This is a genomic window from Paenarthrobacter ilicis (genome assembly GCF_016907545.1).
In the GTDB taxonomy this organism is placed as follows: Bacteria; Actinomycetota; Actinomycetes; order Actinomycetales; family Micrococcaceae; genus Arthrobacter; species Arthrobacter ilicis.
Genome location: NZ_JAFBCD010000001.1, coordinates 2,517,719 through 2,535,524, shown reverse-complemented (window position 1 = coordinate 2,535,524; position 17,806 = coordinate 2,517,719). Strand labels below are relative to the sequence as shown.

General features: G+C 62.7%; 17 protein-coding genes and 1 tRNA gene. 8 read left to right on the top strand and 10 right to left on the bottom strand.

The genetic code is table 11. The features are described from left to right. Window positions 1–12 precede the first annotated feature (12 nt). The 3 genes from JOE60_RS11585 (at window position 13) to JOE60_RS11575 (ending at window position 2,840) form a co-directional block, all read left to right on the top strand. Window positions 13–972, top strand: coding sequence for a metal ABC transporter solute-binding protein, Zn/Mn family (locus JOE60_RS11585; protein WP_167263052.1), 960 nt, complete (start codon window positions 13–15; stop codon window positions 970–972). Window positions 973–1,132: 160 nt separating this feature from the next. Then, entirely contained in the window at window positions 1,133–1,948 is an 816-nt protein-coding gene (locus tag JOE60_RS11580) for a metal ABC transporter ATP-binding protein (RefSeq protein WP_204814917.1), read from the top strand. Between the two features lies 1 nt (window position 1,949). Continuing rightward, window positions 1,950–2,840: a metal ABC transporter permease gene (locus tag JOE60_RS11575; RefSeq protein ID WP_167263050.1), complete on the top strand. Its 891-nt coding sequence runs from the start codon at window positions 1,950–1,952 to the stop codon at window positions 2,838–2,840. Here the strand turns inward: JOE60_RS11575 and JOE60_RS11570 are convergent. Next, a complete protein-coding gene (locus tag JOE60_RS11570; RefSeq protein WP_167263048.1) occupies window positions 2,837–3,304 on the bottom strand; it encodes a Fur family transcriptional regulator in 468 nt (155 codons plus the stop codon). The two genes, JOE60_RS11575 and JOE60_RS11570, sit on opposite strands and share 4 nt — an antisense overlap. 94 nt (window positions 3,305–3,398) lie before the next feature. On the opposite strand from JOE60_RS11570, the gene JOE60_RS11565 reads away from it, so the two are divergent. Next, window positions 3,399–4,052, top strand: a complete 654-nt coding sequence (locus JOE60_RS11565) for an MBL fold metallo-hydrolase (protein WP_167263046.1) — start codon at window positions 3,399–3,401, stop codon at window positions 4,050–4,052. Here the strand turns inward: JOE60_RS11565 and cds1 are convergent. After that, window positions 4,049–5,131: an L-cysteine desulfhydrase Cds1 gene (gene cds1 / locus JOE60_RS11560; RefSeq protein WP_167263044.1), complete on the bottom strand. Its 1,083-nt coding sequence runs from the start codon at window positions 5,129–5,131 to the stop codon at window positions 4,049–4,051. The genes JOE60_RS11565 and cds1 overlap by 4 nt on opposite strands. Before the next feature lie 104 nt (window positions 5,132–5,235). Between cds1 and JOE60_RS11555 the strand changes: the two genes are divergently transcribed. Genes JOE60_RS11555 through JOE60_RS11545 form a run of 3 tightly spaced genes read left to right on the top strand, consistent with a single transcriptional unit; the run spans window position 5,236 to window position 7,708 of the window. Continuing rightward, window positions 5,236–6,132 carry a sulfurtransferase gene (locus JOE60_RS11555; RefSeq protein WP_167263042.1) on the top strand — a complete coding sequence of 299 codons (897 nt, stop codon included), beginning with the start codon at window positions 5,236–5,238 and terminating at the stop codon, window positions 6,130–6,132. Beyond that, a complete protein-coding gene (locus JOE60_RS11550; protein ID WP_167263040.1) occupies window positions 6,129–7,283 on the top strand; it encodes an NAD(P)-dependent alcohol dehydrogenase in 1,155 nt (384 codons plus the stop codon). Before JOE60_RS11555 ends, JOE60_RS11550 begins: the two co-directional genes overlap by 4 nt. Then, window positions 7,280–7,708 carry an HIT family protein gene (locus JOE60_RS11545; RefSeq protein WP_167263038.1) on the top strand — a complete coding sequence of 143 codons (429 nt, stop codon included), beginning with the start codon at window positions 7,280–7,282 and terminating at the stop codon, window positions 7,706–7,708. Before JOE60_RS11550 ends, JOE60_RS11545 begins: the two co-directional genes overlap by 4 nt. Before the next feature lie 22 nt (window positions 7,709–7,730). Here JOE60_RS11545 and hrpA read toward each other — a convergent pair whose 3' ends face one another. Both hrpA and JOE60_RS11535 read right to left on the bottom strand, forming a co-directional pair. Continuing rightward, window positions 7,731–11,660 carry an ATP-dependent RNA helicase HrpA gene (gene hrpA, locus JOE60_RS11540; RefSeq protein WP_167263036.1) on the bottom strand — a complete coding sequence of 1,310 codons (3,930 nt, stop codon included), beginning with the start codon at window positions 11,658–11,660 and terminating at the stop codon, window positions 7,731–7,733. 120 nt (window positions 11,661–11,780) lie between these two features. Then, a complete protein-coding gene (locus tag JOE60_RS11535) occupies window positions 11,781–11,951 on the bottom strand; it encodes a hypothetical protein (RefSeq protein ID WP_167263034.1) in 171 nt (56 codons plus the stop codon). 81 nt (window positions 11,952–12,032) lie between these two features. On the opposite strand from JOE60_RS11535, the gene JOE60_RS11530 reads away from it, so the two are divergent. Continuing rightward, window positions 12,033–13,001, top strand: coding sequence for a helix-turn-helix domain-containing protein (locus JOE60_RS11530; protein WP_167263032.1), 969 nt, complete (start codon window positions 12,033–12,035; stop codon window positions 12,999–13,001). Window positions 13,002–13,003: 2 nt separating this feature from the next. On the opposite strand, the gene JOE60_RS11525 is transcribed toward JOE60_RS11530, so the two are convergent. From JOE60_RS11525 to JOE60_RS11500, 6 genes are all read right to left on the bottom strand, one after another. Next, window positions 13,004–13,309: a protealysin inhibitor emfourin gene (locus JOE60_RS11525; protein ID WP_167263030.1), complete on the bottom strand. Its 306-nt coding sequence runs from the start codon at window positions 13,307–13,309 to the stop codon at window positions 13,004–13,006. Window positions 13,310–13,386: 77 nt separating this feature from the next. Then, window positions 13,387–14,403, bottom strand: coding sequence for a M4 family metallopeptidase (locus tag JOE60_RS11520; protein WP_167264152.1), 1,017 nt, complete (start codon window positions 14,401–14,403; stop codon window positions 13,387–13,389). Between the two features lie 183 nt (window positions 14,404–14,586). Next, window positions 14,587–14,659: transfer RNA gene (locus JOE60_RS11515), tRNA-Arg, on the bottom strand. Window positions 14,660–14,779: 120 nt separating this feature from the next. Further along, entirely contained in the window at window positions 14,780–16,285 is a 1,506-nt protein-coding gene (locus tag JOE60_RS11510) for a ferredoxin--NADP reductase (RefSeq protein ID WP_167263028.1), read from the bottom strand. Then, window positions 16,282–17,154 carry an FAD:protein FMN transferase gene (locus JOE60_RS11505; protein WP_167263026.1) on the bottom strand — a complete coding sequence of 291 codons (873 nt, stop codon included), beginning with the start codon at window positions 17,152–17,154 and terminating at the stop codon, window positions 16,282–16,284. The genes JOE60_RS11510 and JOE60_RS11505 overlap by 4 nt, the downstream gene beginning before the upstream one ends. A 5-nt stretch (window positions 17,155–17,159) precedes the next feature. Further along, window positions 17,160–17,633 (bottom strand): FMN-binding protein, encoded by a 474-nt coding sequence (locus tag JOE60_RS11500; protein ID WP_167263024.1) that lies wholly within the window; start codon window positions 17,631–17,633, stop codon window positions 17,160–17,162. Between the last annotated feature and the right edge of the window lie 173 nt (window positions 17,634–17,806).

Genomic DNA, 17,806 nt, shown 5'->3' with positions numbered 1-17,806 from the left:
ATCGAGGTCCCCGTGCGTCGTAACGCCTCCCGCCTGTCCGTGGCAGCCTTTGCGGGCCTGGCAGCACTCCTGTTGTCATCCTGTGCGGCCCCCGCGGGCGCCGACAAATCGTCGTCGGGCGTGATCGACGTGGTCACGTCCACCAACGTTTACGGTGACATTGTCAAAGCCATTGGCGGTGACAAGGTCAACGTCACCGCGATCATTACCAAGACCAGCCAGGATCCGCACTCCTACGAGGCCAATGCCCAGGACAAGCTGGCGGTATCCAAGGCCAAGCTGGTGGTCGAGAACGGCGGCGGCTACGACGACTTCCTGCATAAAATTGCCGACGACACCAAGGTAGGGCATGAGAACATGATCAGCGCCGTGGAGATCTCGGGCCTTGCTCCTGATGAAGCACACAGCAGCGAAGCGGCAGCTGACGATGGCCACAATCATGATCACGGAGAGTTCAACGAACACGTTTGGTACAACCTTGCCACCATGCAGAAGCTTGCGGACGCCGTAGCTGCCAAGCTTGGCAGCCTGGATGCTGGGTCGGCGTCGACGTTCACGGACAACGCAGCAGCGTTCAAGACCAAACTCAATGGCATCAGCAGCAAGCTTGATGCCGTGAAGGCGGCGAACGACCACGCGCCGGTGGCCATCACCGAGCCCGTTCCGCTGTACATGCTGGAAGCGGCAGGACTGGAAAACAAGACTCCGGAGGCGTACAGCGCCGCCGTCGAAGAAGGAACGGACGTTCCGGCAGCCGTGCTCAAGGAGACCACCGATCTGCTCGCCTCCAAGTCGGTCCGGCTGTTGGCCTACAACGATCAGACGGCAGGCCCGCAGACCGAGGCCGTCAAACGCGCAGCCGAAACGGCCGGAGTGCCGGTGGTGGACTTCACCGAGACATTGCCTGAAGGCAAGGATTATCTGCAGTGGATGTCCGACAACGCGGACGCTGTGACGGCCGCGCTGAAGTAACTGCCTGAAAGGCTTTGCAGTGCTGGGCCCCGTACTCGTCCTAAGATATTCAGGATGGTGCGGGGTCTTCGGCTGCCGGCCTTCATCCTGGCATCACCACCGCCGCGCATGGCAGCGGCATAAGTTTGCGCGACGATGGCGCATGGATTGAGGACAACTTTTGACACCGGTAGTGAGCCTCCGTGGAGCCAGCCTGCAGTTCGGCAAGAGAATCCTGTGGCGGGATCTTGACTTGGACATCAATCCCGGAGAGTTCTTTGCCGTCCTGGGCCCCAACGGCAGTGGCAAAACGAGTTTCCTCAAAGTCCTTCTGGGGCTCCAGGAACTCCATGCCGGCACGGCAACCCTGGGCGGTCATCCGGTGGAACGGGGCAGCAAGAGGATTGGCTACATTCCCCAACAAAAGTCATTCGCACCGGACACCCCGTTGCGGGCACGCGACCTGGTGGGCCTTGGCATAGACGGGCACCGCTGGGGTGTGCGTCTCCCGGGTGGGAAAGTGAACGCCCGGATTGACGAACTCCTTGACCTGGTGGGGGCCTCTGACTACGCAAAAGTTCCCGTGGGCCAGTTGTCCGGTGGTGAGCAGCAAAGGCTGCGGGTGGCTCAGGCCCTTGCCACCGAACCGGAGGTGCTTCTCTGCGACGAGCCGCTTCTTTCGCTGGACCTCCATCATCAGCAGGGCGTCAGCTCGCTGATCAACAAGCAATGCCACGAGCGGAACAGTGCGGTAGTCTTCGTGACCCACGAGATCAATCCGGTGATGGACTATGTGGACAGGGTTCTTTACTTGGCGGGCGGGCAGTTCCGCATCGGAACTCCCCAGGAGGTCATGACCACCGAGGTCCTTTCCGAGCTGTACAACAGCCATGTGGAGGTCATCCATACCAACGGAAGAATCGTCGTCGTCGGGCTTCCTGACGCCACTACGCACTTCCACGATGACGCGCACGCCACCACGGAAGAGGAACGCTGACATGGACCTCACCAGCATTTTCCAGACAATCTTCAACTTCCAGAATTATCCGGAACTGCTTGTCCTGGTTCAGAACTCCATCTGGGCCGGCGCCGTCCTTGGGTTGCTCGGCGGGTTGGTGGGAACCTTCGTGATGAAGCGGGACCTGGCGTTCGCAGTGCACGGCATTTCCGAACTGTCCTTTGCCGGGGCGGCTTTCGCTCTGCTGATTGGCGCGGATATCATCTTCGGCTCGCTGATCGGCTCGGTGGCGGCCGCAGTCCTGCTCGGATTCATGGGTGTGCGGGCGCGGGACAAGAACTCGATCATTGGCGTGATCATGCCGTTTGGCCTTGGTCTGGGCATCCTGTTCCTGGCTCTTTATGAGGGCCGGGCGGCCAACAAGTTCGGGCTCCTGACGGGCCAGATTGTTTCCGTGGACACAGTGCAACTACAGGTACTGGCCGGAACTGCGGTGGTGGTGATGCTGGCGCTGGTAGCCATATGGCGTCCGTTGAGCTTCGCCAGCGTGGATCCGGACATGGCCGAGGCCCGGGGTGTCCCGGTCCGCGGACTGGCGATCGGCTTCATGGTGCTGCTGGGCGTCAGCGTAGCGCTGTCCATCCAGATTGTGGGCGCGCTGCTGGTTTTGGCCCTCCTGATCACGCCCGCAGCCGCCGCGTTGAAAGTGACTACGTCGCCGCGGCTTGTGGTGCTGCTGAGCGTCGTGTTCGCAATGACCGCTACCGTGGGCGGAATCCTCCTGGCGCTGGGGAGCAGGATCCCCATCAGTCCCTATGTCACCACGTTGTCTTTCCTGATCTACGTGGTGTGCAGGGTGATCGGACGGGTCCGGGCCAAAAGGGGATTGAACGGCAGGGTCACGCGCGATCTTCCCGCCGGGGCCCTCTAGAGCTGACCGGCCGCCTTCTTGGCGGTGCATTCAGGGCACAAGCCAAAGATTTCCACGGTGTGGGCTACTTCGGTGAAGCCGTGGTCCGTTGCGGTGCGGGCGGCCCAGGTTTCGACGGCGGGTGCCTCCACCTCAACTGCCTTGCCGCAGTTGCGGCACAGGAGGTGGTGGTGATGGCCGGTGACTGCGCACCTGCGGTAGACGGCCTCGCCCTCGCCGTTGCGGAGTACGTCAATGAGGCCATCGTCAGCCAGCGACTGCAGTATCCGGTAGGCCGTAGCCAGGGAAACCGAGATGCCCTTGTTCTGGAGCAGCCGGTAGAGTTCCTGCGTGCTGACGAAGTCATCCAGCTCGTCCAATGCCGCGCTGACGGCCAGGCGCTGCTTGGTGACACGCTGCTCACGGACACCGCTGCTGGCTGCCGCCGCGGTACCGGTGGTGGCGGAATTGGCGCCCTGTGGCATGGAACTACTCACTTCCGTGGGAATCGTGGCAACTCCCGATTTTACCAGCAGTAGAACCTAGGAAACTGTCAGGGGGCCGCTTTAGGCTTGCCCCATGAAGCTCACCAAGTACACCCACGCATGCGTCCGGTTGGAAAAGGAAGGAAAGGTGCTGGTGATTGATCCCGGCGCTTTCTCTGAGGCCGCGGAAGCTTTGGAGGGCGCACACGCTGTGCTCATCACGCATGAGCACCAGGACCACATTGACCCGCCGGCACTGATGGCTGCTCTTGGTGCCAATGATGCCTTGCAGGTTTACGCTCCGGAAGGTGTGGCTGGAACCCTGCGAAAGGACAGCGACGCTGCAGAACGTGTGCACACGGTGCAGCCGGACTCAACGTTCCAAACGGCGGGATTCAATGTCAGGGCCTTCGGCGGCCAGCATGCCCTGATCCATGCAAAGATTCCCATGATTGCCAACGTCGGCTACCTGGTGGATGAGAACGTCTTCCACCCGGGGGACTCCTTTGTGGTGCCGGACGGCATCGACGTCAAAACGTTGTTGGTTCCCATTCATGCCCCGTGGTCAAAAGTGGGGGAAGTGGTGGACTTTGTGATCTCAGTCCGCGCACCCAAGGCCTACCCGGTGCACGATGCCCTGCTCAACGAGTTGGGACGCGGAATCGTGGAGTCGCACCTTGCCCGCATTGGTGCCCAGTACGGCTCAAGCTACCAGCGGATCAACCCGGGCGATTCCGTGGAGGTCTAGGCCTGCCACAGGCCCGTTTCATGGAAGCGGGCCAGGACTGCCTCATGCGGCGCCGGGTCCAGGCCGTGGTTGGCCAGCCACCCGGCGTCGTAATAGCTTCCTGCGTAGCGGTCACCGGAATCGCACATCAGCGAGACGATGCTTCCGGTCCGTCCTTCGGCCACCATGGCTGCGATCAGCTGCCACACGCCCCACAGGTTGGTTCCGGTGGACGGGCCGGCGTGCAGACCGGTGAGAGTGCGGAGATGCCGCATGGCTGCCACGGAGGCGGCATCCGGCACCTGGATCATGTGGTCGATGACCGCGGGCACAAAACTTGGTTCGGAGCGGGGACGTCCGATGCCCTCGATCCGTGAGGGTTGTCCCGTGGCTGTGGCGGCCGTTCCGTCACGCCATGCAGGGTAGAACGCCGAATTTTCGGGGTCCACAACAGCCAGGCGGGTGGGGTAGCGGTTGTAGCGGAGGTAACGGCCGATGGTGGCACTGGTTCCACCGGTTCCTGCGCCCACAACAATCCACTCCGGAATGGGATGTTCTTCCAGGGCCAACTGATCGAAAATCGACTCGGCGATGTTGTTGTTCCCGCGCCAGTCTGTGGCCCGCTCGGCAAAGGTGAACTGGTCCATGTAGTAGCCGCCGGACGTCCTGGCCGTTTCCTCTGCCACGGCATAGACCTCTGACGCGTGATCCACCAGGAGGCACGTACCGCCGAACTCTTCGATGAGTGCAATCTTCTGCGGGCTGGTGGTCTTGGTCATCACAGCCACAAAGGGCAAGCCGATCAGGCGGGCAAAGTAGGCCTCGGAGACTGCTGTGCTGCCGCTGGAGGCCTCCACGATTGTTGTGCCCTCGGTGATCCATCCATTGACCAGTCCGTACAGGAACAGGGACCGGGCCAGCCTGTGTTTGAGGCTGCCGGACCGGTGGGTGGACTCGTCCTTTAAGTACAGCTGGATGCCCCATGCGTCCGGCAAGGGAACAGCGTAGAGGTGCGTGTCCGCGGAACGGTTGTTCTCCGCCTCTATGGTGCGGATGGCTTCACTTGCCCAGGACCTGTCCTGAATACACGAATTGCTCACCGGATAAGCCTAGGCTGGAATCCTGGCGTCGGCAGCACTGGGCACCGTGCCCCGCGCTGCACAGACCACAATGCTGCGTCGTGGCGCAGGAACGAAGGAGAGCCATGGACACCTTGATGGACGCAGCCGAGCTGGTCAACCGGCAGGCCTCCGGCCAACTGACCGTGGTCCTGGACGTCAGGTGGGTGCTGGGCCGCGACGATGGGCACGGCGAATACCTGCGGGCGCACATTCCCGGAGCGGTCTTCGTGGATCTCCCCGCGGACCTGGCAGACCACACGCAGGTGGGCCAAGGCCGGCACCCTCTCCCTTCGCTGCACAGGTTCCAGGCGGCGGCCCGGAACTGGGGTATCAATGACGGTGACACCGTGGTGGCCTACGACAACAGCGGAAACATGGCGGCCGCGCGCGTCTGGTGGATGCTCCGCAACGCTGGTCTGGCCTCGGTTCACCTGCTCGACGGCGGCCTGGCCGCCTGGCGTGCGGCGGGGTATCCGCTGGAGGCAGGCGAGGTGCGTGCCGCCGTCGGAAATGCCACGCTGGGCCACGACAGCATGCCGGTCATCGCCGAAGCAGAGGCCGGAGCCTGGCATACGCAGGGAATCCTGTTGGATGCCCGGGCAGGAGAGCGTTACCGGGGGGAAGTGGAGCCGGTGGATCCTCGCGCCGGGCACATCCCCGGAGCGCTCAGTGCTCCCACCACCGGAAACCTTGCCGGCGACGGTAAATTCCTGTCGGCGTCGGAGTTGCGGAGCAGGTTTGAGGAACTCGGAGTGGACGGGACCTCCAATGTGGCCGTCTACTGCGGATCAGGCGTAACTGCGGCCCATGAGGTTGCAGCCTTGGAAATTGCCGGGTTCCGGGCTGCCCTGTATCCGGGATCATTCTCGCAATGGTCCAGCAACGAGCGGAACCACGTTGAGGTGGGCAGCCAACCCGGGGGAGCGGACAACTCCCCAAGTGGCAGAAGCACAGCCGCCGGGAGTAGCGTCGAAGCATGACACCCGGACGCCCCGTACCCCCAGCCCTCGCCAAAGCCATCACCCCGGACCGCGGTTCCGGGCCCCAGGAGGCAGGCACCCTTGCAGCTGCCTATGGGGCAACATCGCCTGACAGCGGGTTGGTGCCGCTGACCGTCGCGCGGCGCGCACCCACAGCCGATGACGTCGAAATCGCCATAGAATTCTGCGGCTTGTGCCACTCGGACGTTCACGCAACGCGGGGCGAATGGAGAACCCCTCCTTACCCCTTGGTTCCCGGCCACGAAATTGTTGGCCGCGTTACCCGCGTGGGCTCCGACGTCCAGGACTTCGCCCCGGGCGACCGGGTGGGCGTGGGCTGCATGGTGGACTCCTGCCGGGAATGTGAAAGCTGCCTGGAGGGCCTTGAGCAGTATTGCGAAAAAGGCAACATCGGCACCTATGGCGCTCCGGATCCCCGCCAAGGGGACGCTGTAACCCAAGGCGGGTATTCGACGTCGGTGGTGGTGGATCGCAGGTTCGTTCTCAGGGTTCCGGAGTCGCTGGACCCGGCCGCAGCAGCTCCGTTGCTGTGCGCAGGCATCACCACCTACTCACCCTTGCGGTACTTCGATGTGGAAGAGGGCGACTCCGTTGGAGTGGTGGGCCTGGGCGGCCTGGGGCACATGGCAGTCAAGATCGCCAAGGCCATGGGTGCGGACGTTACGGTCTTCACCACCTCCGAAACCAAATTCGCGGCTGCCCGCGAACTGGGCGCTGACCATGTGGTCCTCTCCAAGGACGAGGACGCCATGGAAGCAGCAAACCGAACCATCGACGTCATCATCGACACCGTGGCCGCACCCCACGACCTCAATCCGTACTTCCGGACGCTTCGCCTGGACGGGGCGCTCTTCCAGTTGGGCCTTCCCGCCGACGACATGCCTCCGGTGAGCCCCGGAATGCTGATCCGCCGCCGTCTTGCGTATGCGGGTTCCCTGATTGGCGGGATCGAGGAAACCCAGGAGATGCTGGACTTCTGTGCCGAACACGGCGTCGCCAGCGACGTTGAAGTTGTTGGCGCGGACCAGCTCAACGAGGCCTATGAGCGCATGGTGGCGGGCGATGTGAAGTACCGTTTCGTCCTGGACACGGCCACGCTGCAGGCAGCCTCGGAAAGGGCGGACGCATGAGCACTTTGTTCACCAAAATCATCAACGGCGACATCCCGGGCCGCTTTGTCTGGAGAGACGCCGACGTCGTCGCGTTCCTGACCATCGCACCACTGACTCAAGGCCACACTCTTGTGGTGCCGCGTGAGGAAGTCGATTCCTGGACGCACGCCAGCCCGGAACTTCTGGCCAAGGTCATGGACGTTGCGCAGAAAATCGGGAAGGTCCAGGAGGTCCTGTTCGACGCAAAACGGGTTGGCGTGCTCATGGAGGGTTTTGAAGTGGATCACCTCCACGTCCACGTGTGGCCGGCCTATTCAACGGCAGACTTTGAAGTCCACAACGTTGACCACAACCCGGACCCTGCCCTAATGGACTCCACCGCGGTGCAGCTGCGGAAGGCGTTGGACGATGCGGGCTTCGGGGAGAACGTCCCCCAGGACTGAAACCCGGCCCTGCGCCCGCCGGTCAGGCGGGCGCCAGGGCCTGGTTCAGTGCTGTGCGAATCCGCTTCTCGGAAACGGAGAACGCCGTTCCCAGCTCCACGGCGAACAGGCTCACCCGCAGTTCCTCAATCATCCAGCGCACCCGGGTTAACTCCGTGCCTGCGCGGCGACCGGGAAGGAGCGCGGAAACGGCGTCGTCGTAGTCATCTTCCAACGCTTGGACGACTGCCATGTTCAAACCATCGCGCTGGACATTCCCGGGGAGCTTCTCCAGCCGCTTTTCCATAGCCTGAAGGTAGCGGGGAAGTTGGCTGAGCTGCGCGTAGCCCGTCTGTGCTACAAACCCGGGGAACACCAACTGTTCCAGCTGGCTCTTCATGTCGTTCAGGGCACTGATGAGCGGAAGGCTGGCGTTGGACTTGAGCCCCTTCTGGATCCGGCGGGTACTGGACAGCACCCGTTCGACGACGGCCGTCACCGTGAAGACCGTATCGATCAGTTCGGCCCGGACTACCTCGTACAACGCGTCGAAGGCAGCCTTGTCCCAGGGCAGGTCCGCCGGAGTGAGTTTGTCGATCGCCGCCAAGGCACAGTCGGCAATGAGCGCACTCACCGAACCATGCGGGTTCTGGCTGAAGGTCAGCTTCTCAGTGTTGCTCAAGTGTTCCAGCACATAGCGGTCCGGTGGTGGAATCCGCAATGCGAGCAACCGGATGACGCCGCCACGCATGGCTGCTTCCTGCTCGGGGCGGGTCTGGAACACGCGCAGTGCAACTGATGTTCCTTCGTCCACCACCGCCGGGAACCCGGTGACATCGTGACCCTTGACGGTCCGGGTGACCTGGCGTTCCACGGTGCCGAAATCCCACGTGGTCATTCCGCTGCGTTCCGCGAGGCGCGCATCGGTGATCCCGTTCCCTGAAGCGGCAGGTCCGGCGTCGACCGTCTGCTTGCTGTTTTTGGACCGCGGGGTGGTGGCGGGGGTGGCTCCCAAGGACTCGGCGATGGCCCGGCGTGTTGCCGGCGCAAGTGTCTCCTGGAGGCGGGCCAGGTCCTTGCCCTCGTCCAGCACTTTGCCCTTGCTGTCCACCACCTTGAAGCTCACACGGAGGTGCGGGGGCACCGCATCCCAGTTCCAGGAACCGGGCGGGATCACGTGCCCGCGGAGGCGCCGGAGAACCAGTTCAAGTGAAGCTTCCAGCTCATCCACGGCCGGGTCAAAATCCGCTTCCAGGGCGGCCGTGGCCTGCCGGGCAACATCGGGGGCAGGCACAAAGTTCTTGCGTATCTGCTTGGGCAGGGACTTGATCAGTGCTGTTACCAAATCGGCGCGCTGACCGGGTATCTGCCACCTGAACGGCGCGTCATCGAGCTGGTTGAGGAACAGCACGGGAACTTCGGCCGTGACACCGTCTGAAGGGTTTGGCACAGAGCCAGGAGCCACCGGGTGGAATTCGTAGCTCAGGGGCAGGTCGAAGCCCTTGTGTACCCAGGTTTTGGGATACGCGGAATCGTCCAGGGCATCCGCGTCCTCGCTGATCAACAGTGATTGGTCGAAGTCCAGCAGGGCAGCGTCGCGTTGGCGGGCGTCCTTCCACCACCTGTCGAAGTGGCGCTCGGACACGACGTCCTTGCCCACTCGGGCGTCGTAGAACTCAAACAACGTCTGGTCATCCACCAGGATGTCGCGCCGCCGCATACGGGTTTCGAGCTCTTCGATTTCCTGAAGCAGGGCGCGGTTGCGGTGGAAGAACTTGTGGTGGGTTTTCCATTCACCCTCCACTAACGCATGGCGGATGAACATTTCCCGCGACAGTTCAGGATCGATGCGGCCGTAGTTGACCCTCCGGTCCGGAATGATGGGGACGCCGTACAATGTCACCTTCTCGTGCGCCAGGACGGCCCCCTGGCGGGATGACCAGTGTGGCTCGCTGTAGGTGCGCTTCACGAGGTCGGGTGCCACCTGTTCGGCCCAGATGGGATCGAACTTGGCAGCAACCCTCGCCCAGAGCCGGCTGGTTTCCACGAGCTCGGCCGCCATCACGAACGCCGGAGACTTCTTGAACAGCGCCGAGCCCGGGAAGATGGCAAAGCGGCTGCCCCGCGCGCCCGCGTATTCACGTTTGCGTTCGTCCAGCAAGCCAATGTGGCTCAGGAGTCCGGACAACAAGCTGATGTGGATTCCCTCGTAGTTTCCCACCGGATCAGCTTCACGCTTGTTGTCCAATGCGATGCCCAGGGGCTTGGCGAGCTGCCGCAACTGGGCGAAGAGATCCTGCCATTCACGGACCCGCAGGTAGTTGATGAACTCCGTGCGGCACAGCTTGCGGAACTGCGTGGAGGAAAGCTCGCGCTGTTTTTCCTGGAGATAGTTCCACAGGTTCAGGTAGCCGGTAAAGTCCGAGAGCTCATCCCGGAACCGTGCATGCTTCTCCGAAGCGAGCTGCTGTTTGTCCGTGGGACGCTCGCGTGGGTCCTGGATGGTCAGCGCGGCGGCCAAAATCATGACTTCCCGGACGCATCCGCGCTTGCCTGCCTCCACAATCATGCGGCCAAGCCGCGGATCCACGGGCAGCTGGGCAAGTTGATGTCCGACGGCGGTGAGGCCGCTTGCGCCGCGGCCCTTGCCGCGATCGTCAGCTGCCTTGGGTGAAGCAAGGGCGCCGAGTTCGCGCAAGAGGGTGACGCCGTCGTTGATGGCCCTGGAGTCCGGGGGTTCAACGAAGGGGAAGTTCTCAACATCCTTGGGACCGCGGGCCACGCCCATGGCCGTCATCTGGAGGATGACGGCGGCGAGGTTGGTGCGGAGTATCTCCGGGTCCGTGAACTGGGGCCGGGACTCGAAGTCCTCTTCGGAGTACAAACGGATGGCGATGCCCTCGGAGACACGTCCGCAACGGCCTGAGCGCTGGTTGGCGGAGGCCTGCGAGACGCGTTCGATGGGAAGACGCTGGACCTTGGTGCGGTGCGAGTACCTGGAGATGCGCGCTGTGCCGGTATCAATGACGTACTTGATGCCGGGCACCGTCAGGGAGGTTTCCGCCACGTTGGTGGCCAGGATGATTCTTCGCTTGCCGCCCGGGTTGAAGACCCTGTGCTGTTCCTGCAGGCTCAGCCGTGCATAGAGCGGCAGTACCTCGGTGCCCGCCAGCCGGCGGTTGCTTTGGATGCGCCCGTTGAGGGCCTCGGTGGCGTCCCTGATCTCACGTTCGCCGGAGAAGAAGACAAGGATGTCTCCCGGTGCTTCCTTGGCGAGTTCATCCACGGCGTCGCACACCGCATCCAGCGGATCACGGTCCTCTTCAAGCTCATCGTCGGAATCCTCGTCCTGCCCACCGGCAGGTTGGGACAGCGGCCGGTAGCGGATCTCCACCGGGTAGGTCCGGCCGGATACCTCGATGATCGGTGAGGGATCCTCGTCGCTGCCGAAGTGCTTGGCAAACCGCTCGGGATCGATCGTGGCTGAAGTGATGATGACTTTGAGGTCGGGTCGCTGGGGGAGGACGCGCTTGAGGTAGCCCAGGATGAAGTCGATGTTGAGGCTGCGCTCGTGGGCCTCATCAATGATGATGGTGCTGTATTTGCGCAACAACTTGTCGCGTTGGATTTCCGCGAGAAGGATGCCATCGGTCATCAGCTTGATCTTTGTGGCAGCGCTGACTTCCCCGGTGAAGCGGACCTGGAAGCCGACCTCCTGCCCGATCTCAACACCAAGCTCGAACGCGATGCGCTCAGCCACTGTGCGGGCAGCAAGGCGGCGTGGCTGGGTGTGGCCGATCAAGCCCTTGTCACCAAGGCCCAGTTCCAGGCACATTTTGGGGATTTGGGTGGTTTTACCTGAGCCGGTTTCCCCGGCAATGATGGTCACTTGGTTGGCGGCAATGGCCGCCATCAGATCCTCGCGGCGCTCGGAAACGGGCAGCTCTGCGGGGTAGGCGATATGAAGTGTCATGGCTGCTGACAGTCTACTGCGATTGTGCCTGGCCTTCCGCGGTTGCTGTCACACTGGTTCCGGCTGTCCGTCGCGGCGTGGTGCCCCCGCCGCGCGGCAGTCAAAGGTTTTTTGGAGCAGCTAGTAGATGCGGGGATTCCAGTAGGGGCCGCTGGGGGCTTCGAAGGCGCTCCAGGGTTCCTTGGATGACACCGGGGGATTGTGGCCGCGGCCATCTTTCAGCAGAGCGGAAACTGTGGCTCCGGCGGCGGTCAGAAGGACTATGACGAGGATGATTCCAAAGATTTCCATACCTCCAGCCTGCTCGTGCTGGACGGCAGAAAATAGTGGCAGAAATGACCCTTTTAGATAATTTTCTGCCACACTGTTTGTATGTTGACATCAGTGGCAGTGATTGTTGTCCCGGGCTTTTCCATCTTCGAGTTCGGCACGGCGTTCGAAGTCTTTGGGATTGATCGCTCGGAGCGCAACTCAGGTGTTCCGGCCTTCGACTTCCGGGTGTGTGCCCCCGAGCCGGGAGACATCCCCATGAAGTCCGGATTGTCCATGCATGTCAGCCGGGGGCTGGAAGCGGCCGCGGATGCTGACCTGGTGATCATGACTCCGTTTGGCAGGGACCAATCACTGCCAGAGCCCGTGTTGGAAGCATTGCGGGCTGCCCAACAACGCGGGGCGTGGGTGATGTCCATCTGTTCAGGTGCCTACGCCTTGGCCCGGGCCGGTGTGCTGGATGGGCGCCGCTGCACCACCCACTGGCATTACTCGCAGGATCTGGCCAGCCGGTACCCTGCCATCACCGTCAACGAAAACGTCCTTTATGTGCAGGACGGAAATATCATTACCAGCGCGGGCACCGCGGCAGGAATCGATGCGTGCCTGCATCTGGTGCGGGTGGAGTTGGGGGCCAATGTGGCGGCGGCGATCGCCCGGGACATGGTGGTTCCACCACACCGCGATGGCGGACAGGCCCAGTTCATTGACCGGCCCATGCCAACCTGTGGTTCCGCCCCGATGGAGGAATTGCTGAGGTGGATGGTAGAGAACCTGGAGCACGAACACAGCGTCAACGAATTGGCTGCCCGGCTTCACATGTCTGCCAGGACTTTCGCACGGCGTTTCCGGGCGGAAACGGGGGCAACACCGGCCGCCTGGCTGAACTCCCAGAGGGTCATCCGGGCACAGGAACTGCTGGAAACCACGGAACTGAATATTGACGAGGTTGCCCGCGAGGCTGGTTTCGGGCACTCGGTTCTCCTGCGCCACCACTTCAGCAAGGTGCTGGACACCAGTCCGCAAAGCTACAGGCGTTCCTTCCGCGGGCAGCTGGTGGACGCCGGGTAGGTCTACCGGCGCTGGCCGACTGCCCCGCCCCGGGATTCGGAGCCCTCTGCCTTGGCGCAGTCAACGAGTTCCTGCCATGGCCCCGTCACTGCACGCTCGGGCAATGTGGCCCGGCGTTGTCCGGCCCGGATGGAGTACATGAACCGGTCCGGCTCGGTCAGTGCCTTGGCCATGCTTTTGGCCTCGTCCCATGGACAGGCTTCCACTATGGGAACCCACCGCTCCTTCTCATCGGAGGAGACAGCATCAACGCTCCAAACGCGCGTCATGGCTGCAATTCCCCCACTGCGTTGGACGGTGATTTTCATGACCTGCTGCTTCTTGTTCGGACGTAACGGCAGCCACTGGCGGGATCCCGCGCAATTGAGGAACCCCGGTCCGTTGACTAAACCCTGACCTTCACAGTGTCCCACGCCTTCAGAACCGCGTCATGCTCTTTTGAGCCGGAGCCAAACTGCTCCACGGCGGTAGCGATGGTGGTGCGGGCGAACTTTCCGAAGGTGCAGGAAGCCGGAAGCAGGCCGCTGGTCAGGGTTCCGTACCAGATCTGTCCCGGTGCGTCCCAAGCGTTGCCTCCCAGTGCCTCGCACACCAGATAGAACGCCCTGTTGGGGATGCCGGAATTGATGTGGACACCGCCGTTGTCCGCGCTGGTCCTCACGTAGGTGTCCATGGAATCGGGCTGCGGATCCTTGCCCAGGACGTCGTCGTCGTACGCAGTGCCCGGTGCCTTCATGGACCGGAGGGCGGCGCCCTGGACCTGATCAGTAAACAGCCCCTCGCCGATCAACCAACTGGCCTGGGCAGCGGTCTGTTGTTTTGCGTACTGTTCCACCAGCACACCAAAGACGTCCGACATGGACTCGTTCAGGGCGCCTGCCTGGTTACGGTAGGCAAGGTTGGCGGTGTACTGGGTGACGCCGTGGGCGAGCTCATGGCCAATCACGCTGACGGAGGTGGTGAACCGCTGGAAGATTTCGCCGTCGCCGTCGCCGAAGACCATCTGGCTTCCGTCCCAGAAAGCGTTGTCGTAGAGCTTGCCGTAGTGAACGCTCGCATTGAGGTGCAGGCCGGCTCCATCGATCGAGTCACGGCCAAAGATGTCCGCATAGAGTTTGTGTGTATCTCCCAGGCCGTCGTACGCCTCATCCACTGCCGCGTCTCCAGCCGCAGGAGCCCCTTCCTTGCGGACCTCGCGCCCCGGAAGGGTCTCCGTGCCGCCCGCATCGAAAACAGTGCGGTGGGGCGGCCCGGGTTTGGCCTGGCGGGCACTGGGGGGCGCAGCGGGGATGGGTGCCGTGCGGACGGCCTGCAAATCCTTGATGTGCAGCAAGGATTCTTTGGCCGCCCGGGCAACAGCCAGCATCCTCGGTTCGTTCTGGGCGGCAAGCCTGCGCAGCATGTACGGAGGGACGATCGAGCAAATCACGGCAAACCCCTTTGGCTAGTGACTGGGACCAACTGGGTTCAGCCTAGGAGCAGGGGCGGACATTTTGGTGTTGGGAGTCCGGCAAGCCCTGAAGTGATAGTCCATGACCGACAAAGAAAAGTACCCCGCCAGAGTATCTGGCGGGGTACTTCAGTGTGCCCTCGATAGGATTCGAACCTACGGCCTTCTGCTCCGGAGGCAGACGCTCTATCCCCTGAGCTACGAGGGCATCCGGGGTTCCCTCCGTTGCCGGTGGGACGTCCTAGAGCTTAGCAGCCAGTGCGCCGCAATGGAAAACGGGTCCGGCTGCACCCGGCGCAGTCAGTGTGGGGCCTTGGGCAGCCGTGGCTCAGTACCCGGCGAAAGAGTCCACGTGGACGTGTTTGGCACCTGCTGCACGGGCAACAGCCCGCAACGATTCCACGGTGGCCGGGGAGCCGGACACCATCACTTTCCTGTCCCGGACGTCCGGAACCAGTTCCTGAAGCCGTGCGGCATCGATTCTGCGAGTTCCGGCGTCGATCATGAACTCCGGGGGAGTGGATCCGTCCGAAAGCCGGGCAATCACCGTGGCGCCGGAAGCTTCCAATTGCTCAATTCCGGCAAGTTCCTCCCGGCTTCTGGCCAGATACAGCACCACCGCGTCGCGCCCACTGCCCGGGTCCGCTGCCAGGTGGGACAAATAGGGCGTAATGCCGATTCCGGCCGCGATCAGCAACACGGGGTGTGCGGAATCGCGCGGCAGCAGGAAGTCGCCGCCAACCGCGGTGGCGGTGATGGTGTCTCCAGGATTCAGTGACAAAAGGGACTTCTTGGCTGCGGACAAGGGCTCCGTAGAGCCCACGCCAAAGGTCAATTCGGCAGCGCCAGGCGGGCTGGTGATGCTGAAGACCCGGCGCCTGCCCTTGCCGTCGGAGGACTTGTGGGGCAGGTTCAGTTCCATGTACTGGCCTGCAGCAAAACGGACCGGGCGCCGCGGTTCAAAGGTGAGTTCCGTGCTGCCGGGTGTCAGCGGCTTGGAGCGTTTGAATACCAGTTCCACCCCACCGCGCTGGCCGACGAAGAACGCCAGAAGGTTGCCCACAAGCAACGCCAACTCGGGAGAGTTGGCAACGAAGCCAAAGTTGTAGGGAACCGCAAAAACAACACCCACGACGCCGGCCAGCACCAGCTGCTGCCAACGCCGGGGCGGAAGGGTCAGAGGCTCCGACAGCATGAATCCGACAAAGAAGAGCACCGGACGTTGAGCCAGCGCCTGCCAGACGGCTTGGCCCGCCGTCATGCTCCTGCCCAGCAGATCGATGGTGATCACGGCGGTGGACACCACCACGAAGACCGAGCCCATCAGCATCTTGCGGATGCGGTAGAGGACCACCACCGCGCCGGGTACCAGCAACCAGAGCATGGCAGGGGTGGCAGCCCACCATGTGGCGATGTTCAGACCCGTCAGGCCGGTGACGAAAGCCCCCAAGGCTGCAGGATTGAAGATATGCCGCCCCCGCACGGCCAAAGCGTACTTTGAGGCACTCGCCAGGACGCAGGCCAAGGCGACACCTGCCATGTCCGTCGCACCAAAAGCGGGCCAGAACAGGAAATAGATCAGCAGTCCCGTGATCAACGAGGATTCGGAATGCGGGCTGACCCGGAAAACGGCAGCCAGCAGCCGGTTGGACAGATAAGTGGCGCCCAGGCACAGGACCAGATGCACCAGCATCTCAGGCAGCCCGAAGGTCAACCAGCCCAACAGGTTCAGCACCATGCTGTAGGCCACAAGGATGGCGAGGACCCACAGGACCAGGCGGTACATGGTGAAGCGGCCCAACCAGGCGTCCACCCGGGACTTAACGGCAATCATGAAAACAGTCTCCCCTCGAAACCGGCCGAAAACGTTGCAGAACCACCGGAGTCCACCGCGAGCCAGGAGAACTGGAACTCCCTCTGAAGTACTTCCGGCTCCATAAGAAACATTGCGGTTGCCAGGGCATCGGCTGTCATTGCGTTGGACGCCATGGTCCAGGAAGCCACCGTGGTGCGGACAGGACTGCCGGTAGTCCCATCCAGGACATGGTGCCAGCCGTCCCCCCATGCTCGCCGGTTGGCCGCTGAGGCGCACAAGGCGGCGTTGTCCAGCACCACCAGGCCTATGGCCTGCCGGGCGTTGTACGGATGCTCCAAGGCGACGGTTACCGGATGGCTTCCCGCGTGAACCATGTCACCGCTGGCATCCACAAGGTAGTCGCTGTAACCGGACCCGCGGAGAACGGAGGCCACAAGATCCACTAGTTGCCCCTTGCCAGCCGCGCCCACGTCCACAACAACCGGCTCGTGGGCGGTCAGTGCGGTGCCGTCCCAATCCAACACGTCCTCCCACCGCGGTGGTGCCTGCGGTGGCCCGGCAGGGACAAGGCTGTACCGGGCGTCATAGCCGAGGACTTCGAGGCTGCTGCCGATCAGTGGCGTCATCCCGCCACCGCTGAGGCGGTACAGGGCGGAGTAGAGCCTTTCCAACTCCCGTGCGTGCGGCGGGAGGGTGATGCTGCCCGGTTGCCCTGATAACGCGGACACCGCGGAGTCGCTCCTGAACCGGGACCACGTGGCGTCGTAGTCCCCAACGACATGGAGCACCTGGTCCCGGACGTCAGCGGACAGTGCCGCCGGCGTCGAAATATCCCACTGGGTTCCGATTCCCTCGAAGGCGAAGGCGCTCCAGCCTGGGTGGGGCACGGGTGCTACTTTGCCTGCGACTTGATTTGCTGGACAGCGTCGTTGAAACCGCCCGACGTCAGGGACGATCCGGCAACCTTGGAGACATTGAGCTCATCGATGTTTTTTCCCACAACCTGGGCGGAGATGCCGCTGGCGAACTCCCCTTGGAATTTCTTGGTATTGGGGTTGGAAGGATGGGTGGTGATGTTGACTGCCGAGACCTTGCCGGAAGCAAGGGTCAGCTCCACGCCAACCTTTTCCTGGCCATTGGGCGAGGTATAGCTGCCATCGGCGCTGTAGGTGCCGTCCTTGTACGTGGACGCGCCGCCCGCAGCGGACGAGGCCGAGGGGCTGCTGGTGGACACTTGGCCGCTGTTGTCCGTCTCGGGCACTTGGGTGGAGGGCGCAGCGGTAGTGGGAGCGCAAGCGGCCGCTGTGCCAATGATGGACAGGCCGGCAAATCCAACGTAAAGGGTCTTCCGGAGTGGCGTAGTCATGGTTTTGCTCGTTTCAACTGGGACGATCCGGGCAGGGCCCGTAGTCGTCAAGGGGCGATATCCGGCTAGGCACTTCGTGCGTGAAGACAACCCCTGCGGTTGCTCCACGTTCTTCCTAACGTCATAACGGCCCAAATGGTTCATGTCATTTTCCAAAGGATGGGTCGCATGTC

What these genes read in the sequence shown, in the direction of transcription:
- hrpA (WP_167263036.1), bottom strand. Translation starts at nt 11,660, where the DNA reads ATGACACTTCATATCGCCTACCCCGCAGAGCTGCCCGTTTCCGAGCGC.
- JOE60_RS11535 (WP_167263034.1), bottom strand. Translation starts at nt 11,951, where the DNA reads ATGGAAATCTTTGGAATCATCCTCGTCATAGTCCTTCTGACCGCCGCC.
- JOE60_RS11525 (WP_167263030.1), bottom strand. Translation starts at nt 13,309, where the DNA reads ATGAAAATCACCGTCCAACGCAGTGGGGGAATTGCAGCCATGACGCGC.
- JOE60_RS11520 (WP_167264152.1), bottom strand. Translation starts at nt 14,403, where the DNA reads ATGCTGCGCAGGCTTGCCGCCCAGAACGAACCGAGGATGCTGGCTGTT.
- JOE60_RS11545 (WP_167263038.1), top strand. Translation starts at nt 7,280, where the DNA reads ATGAGCACTTTGTTCACCAAAATCATCAACGGCGACATCCCGGGCCGC.
- JOE60_RS11500 (WP_167263024.1), bottom strand. Translation starts at nt 17,633, where the DNA reads ATGACTACGCCACTCCGGAAGACCCTTTACGTTGGATTTGCCGGCCTG.
- JOE60_RS11570 (WP_167263048.1), bottom strand. Translation starts at nt 3,304, where the DNA reads ATGCCACAGGGCGCCAATTCCGCCACCACCGGTACCGCGGCGGCAGCC.
- JOE60_RS11565 (WP_167263046.1), top strand. Translation starts at nt 3,399, where the DNA reads ATGAAGCTCACCAAGTACACCCACGCATGCGTCCGGTTGGAAAAGGAA.
- JOE60_RS11530 (WP_167263032.1), top strand. Translation starts at nt 12,033, where the DNA reads ATGTTGACATCAGTGGCAGTGATTGTTGTCCCGGGCTTTTCCATCTTC.
- JOE60_RS11510 (WP_167263028.1), bottom strand. Translation starts at nt 16,285, where the DNA reads ATGATTGCCGTTAAGTCCCGGGTGGACGCCTGGTTGGGCCGCTTCACC.
- JOE60_RS11555 (WP_167263042.1), top strand. Translation starts at nt 5,236, where the DNA reads ATGGACACCTTGATGGACGCAGCCGAGCTGGTCAACCGGCAGGCCTCC.
- JOE60_RS11575 (WP_167263050.1), top strand. Translation starts at nt 1,950, where the DNA reads ATGGACCTCACCAGCATTTTCCAGACAATCTTCAACTTCCAGAATTAT.
- JOE60_RS11550 (WP_167263040.1), top strand. Translation starts at nt 6,129, where the DNA reads ATGACACCCGGACGCCCCGTACCCCCAGCCCTCGCCAAAGCCATCACC.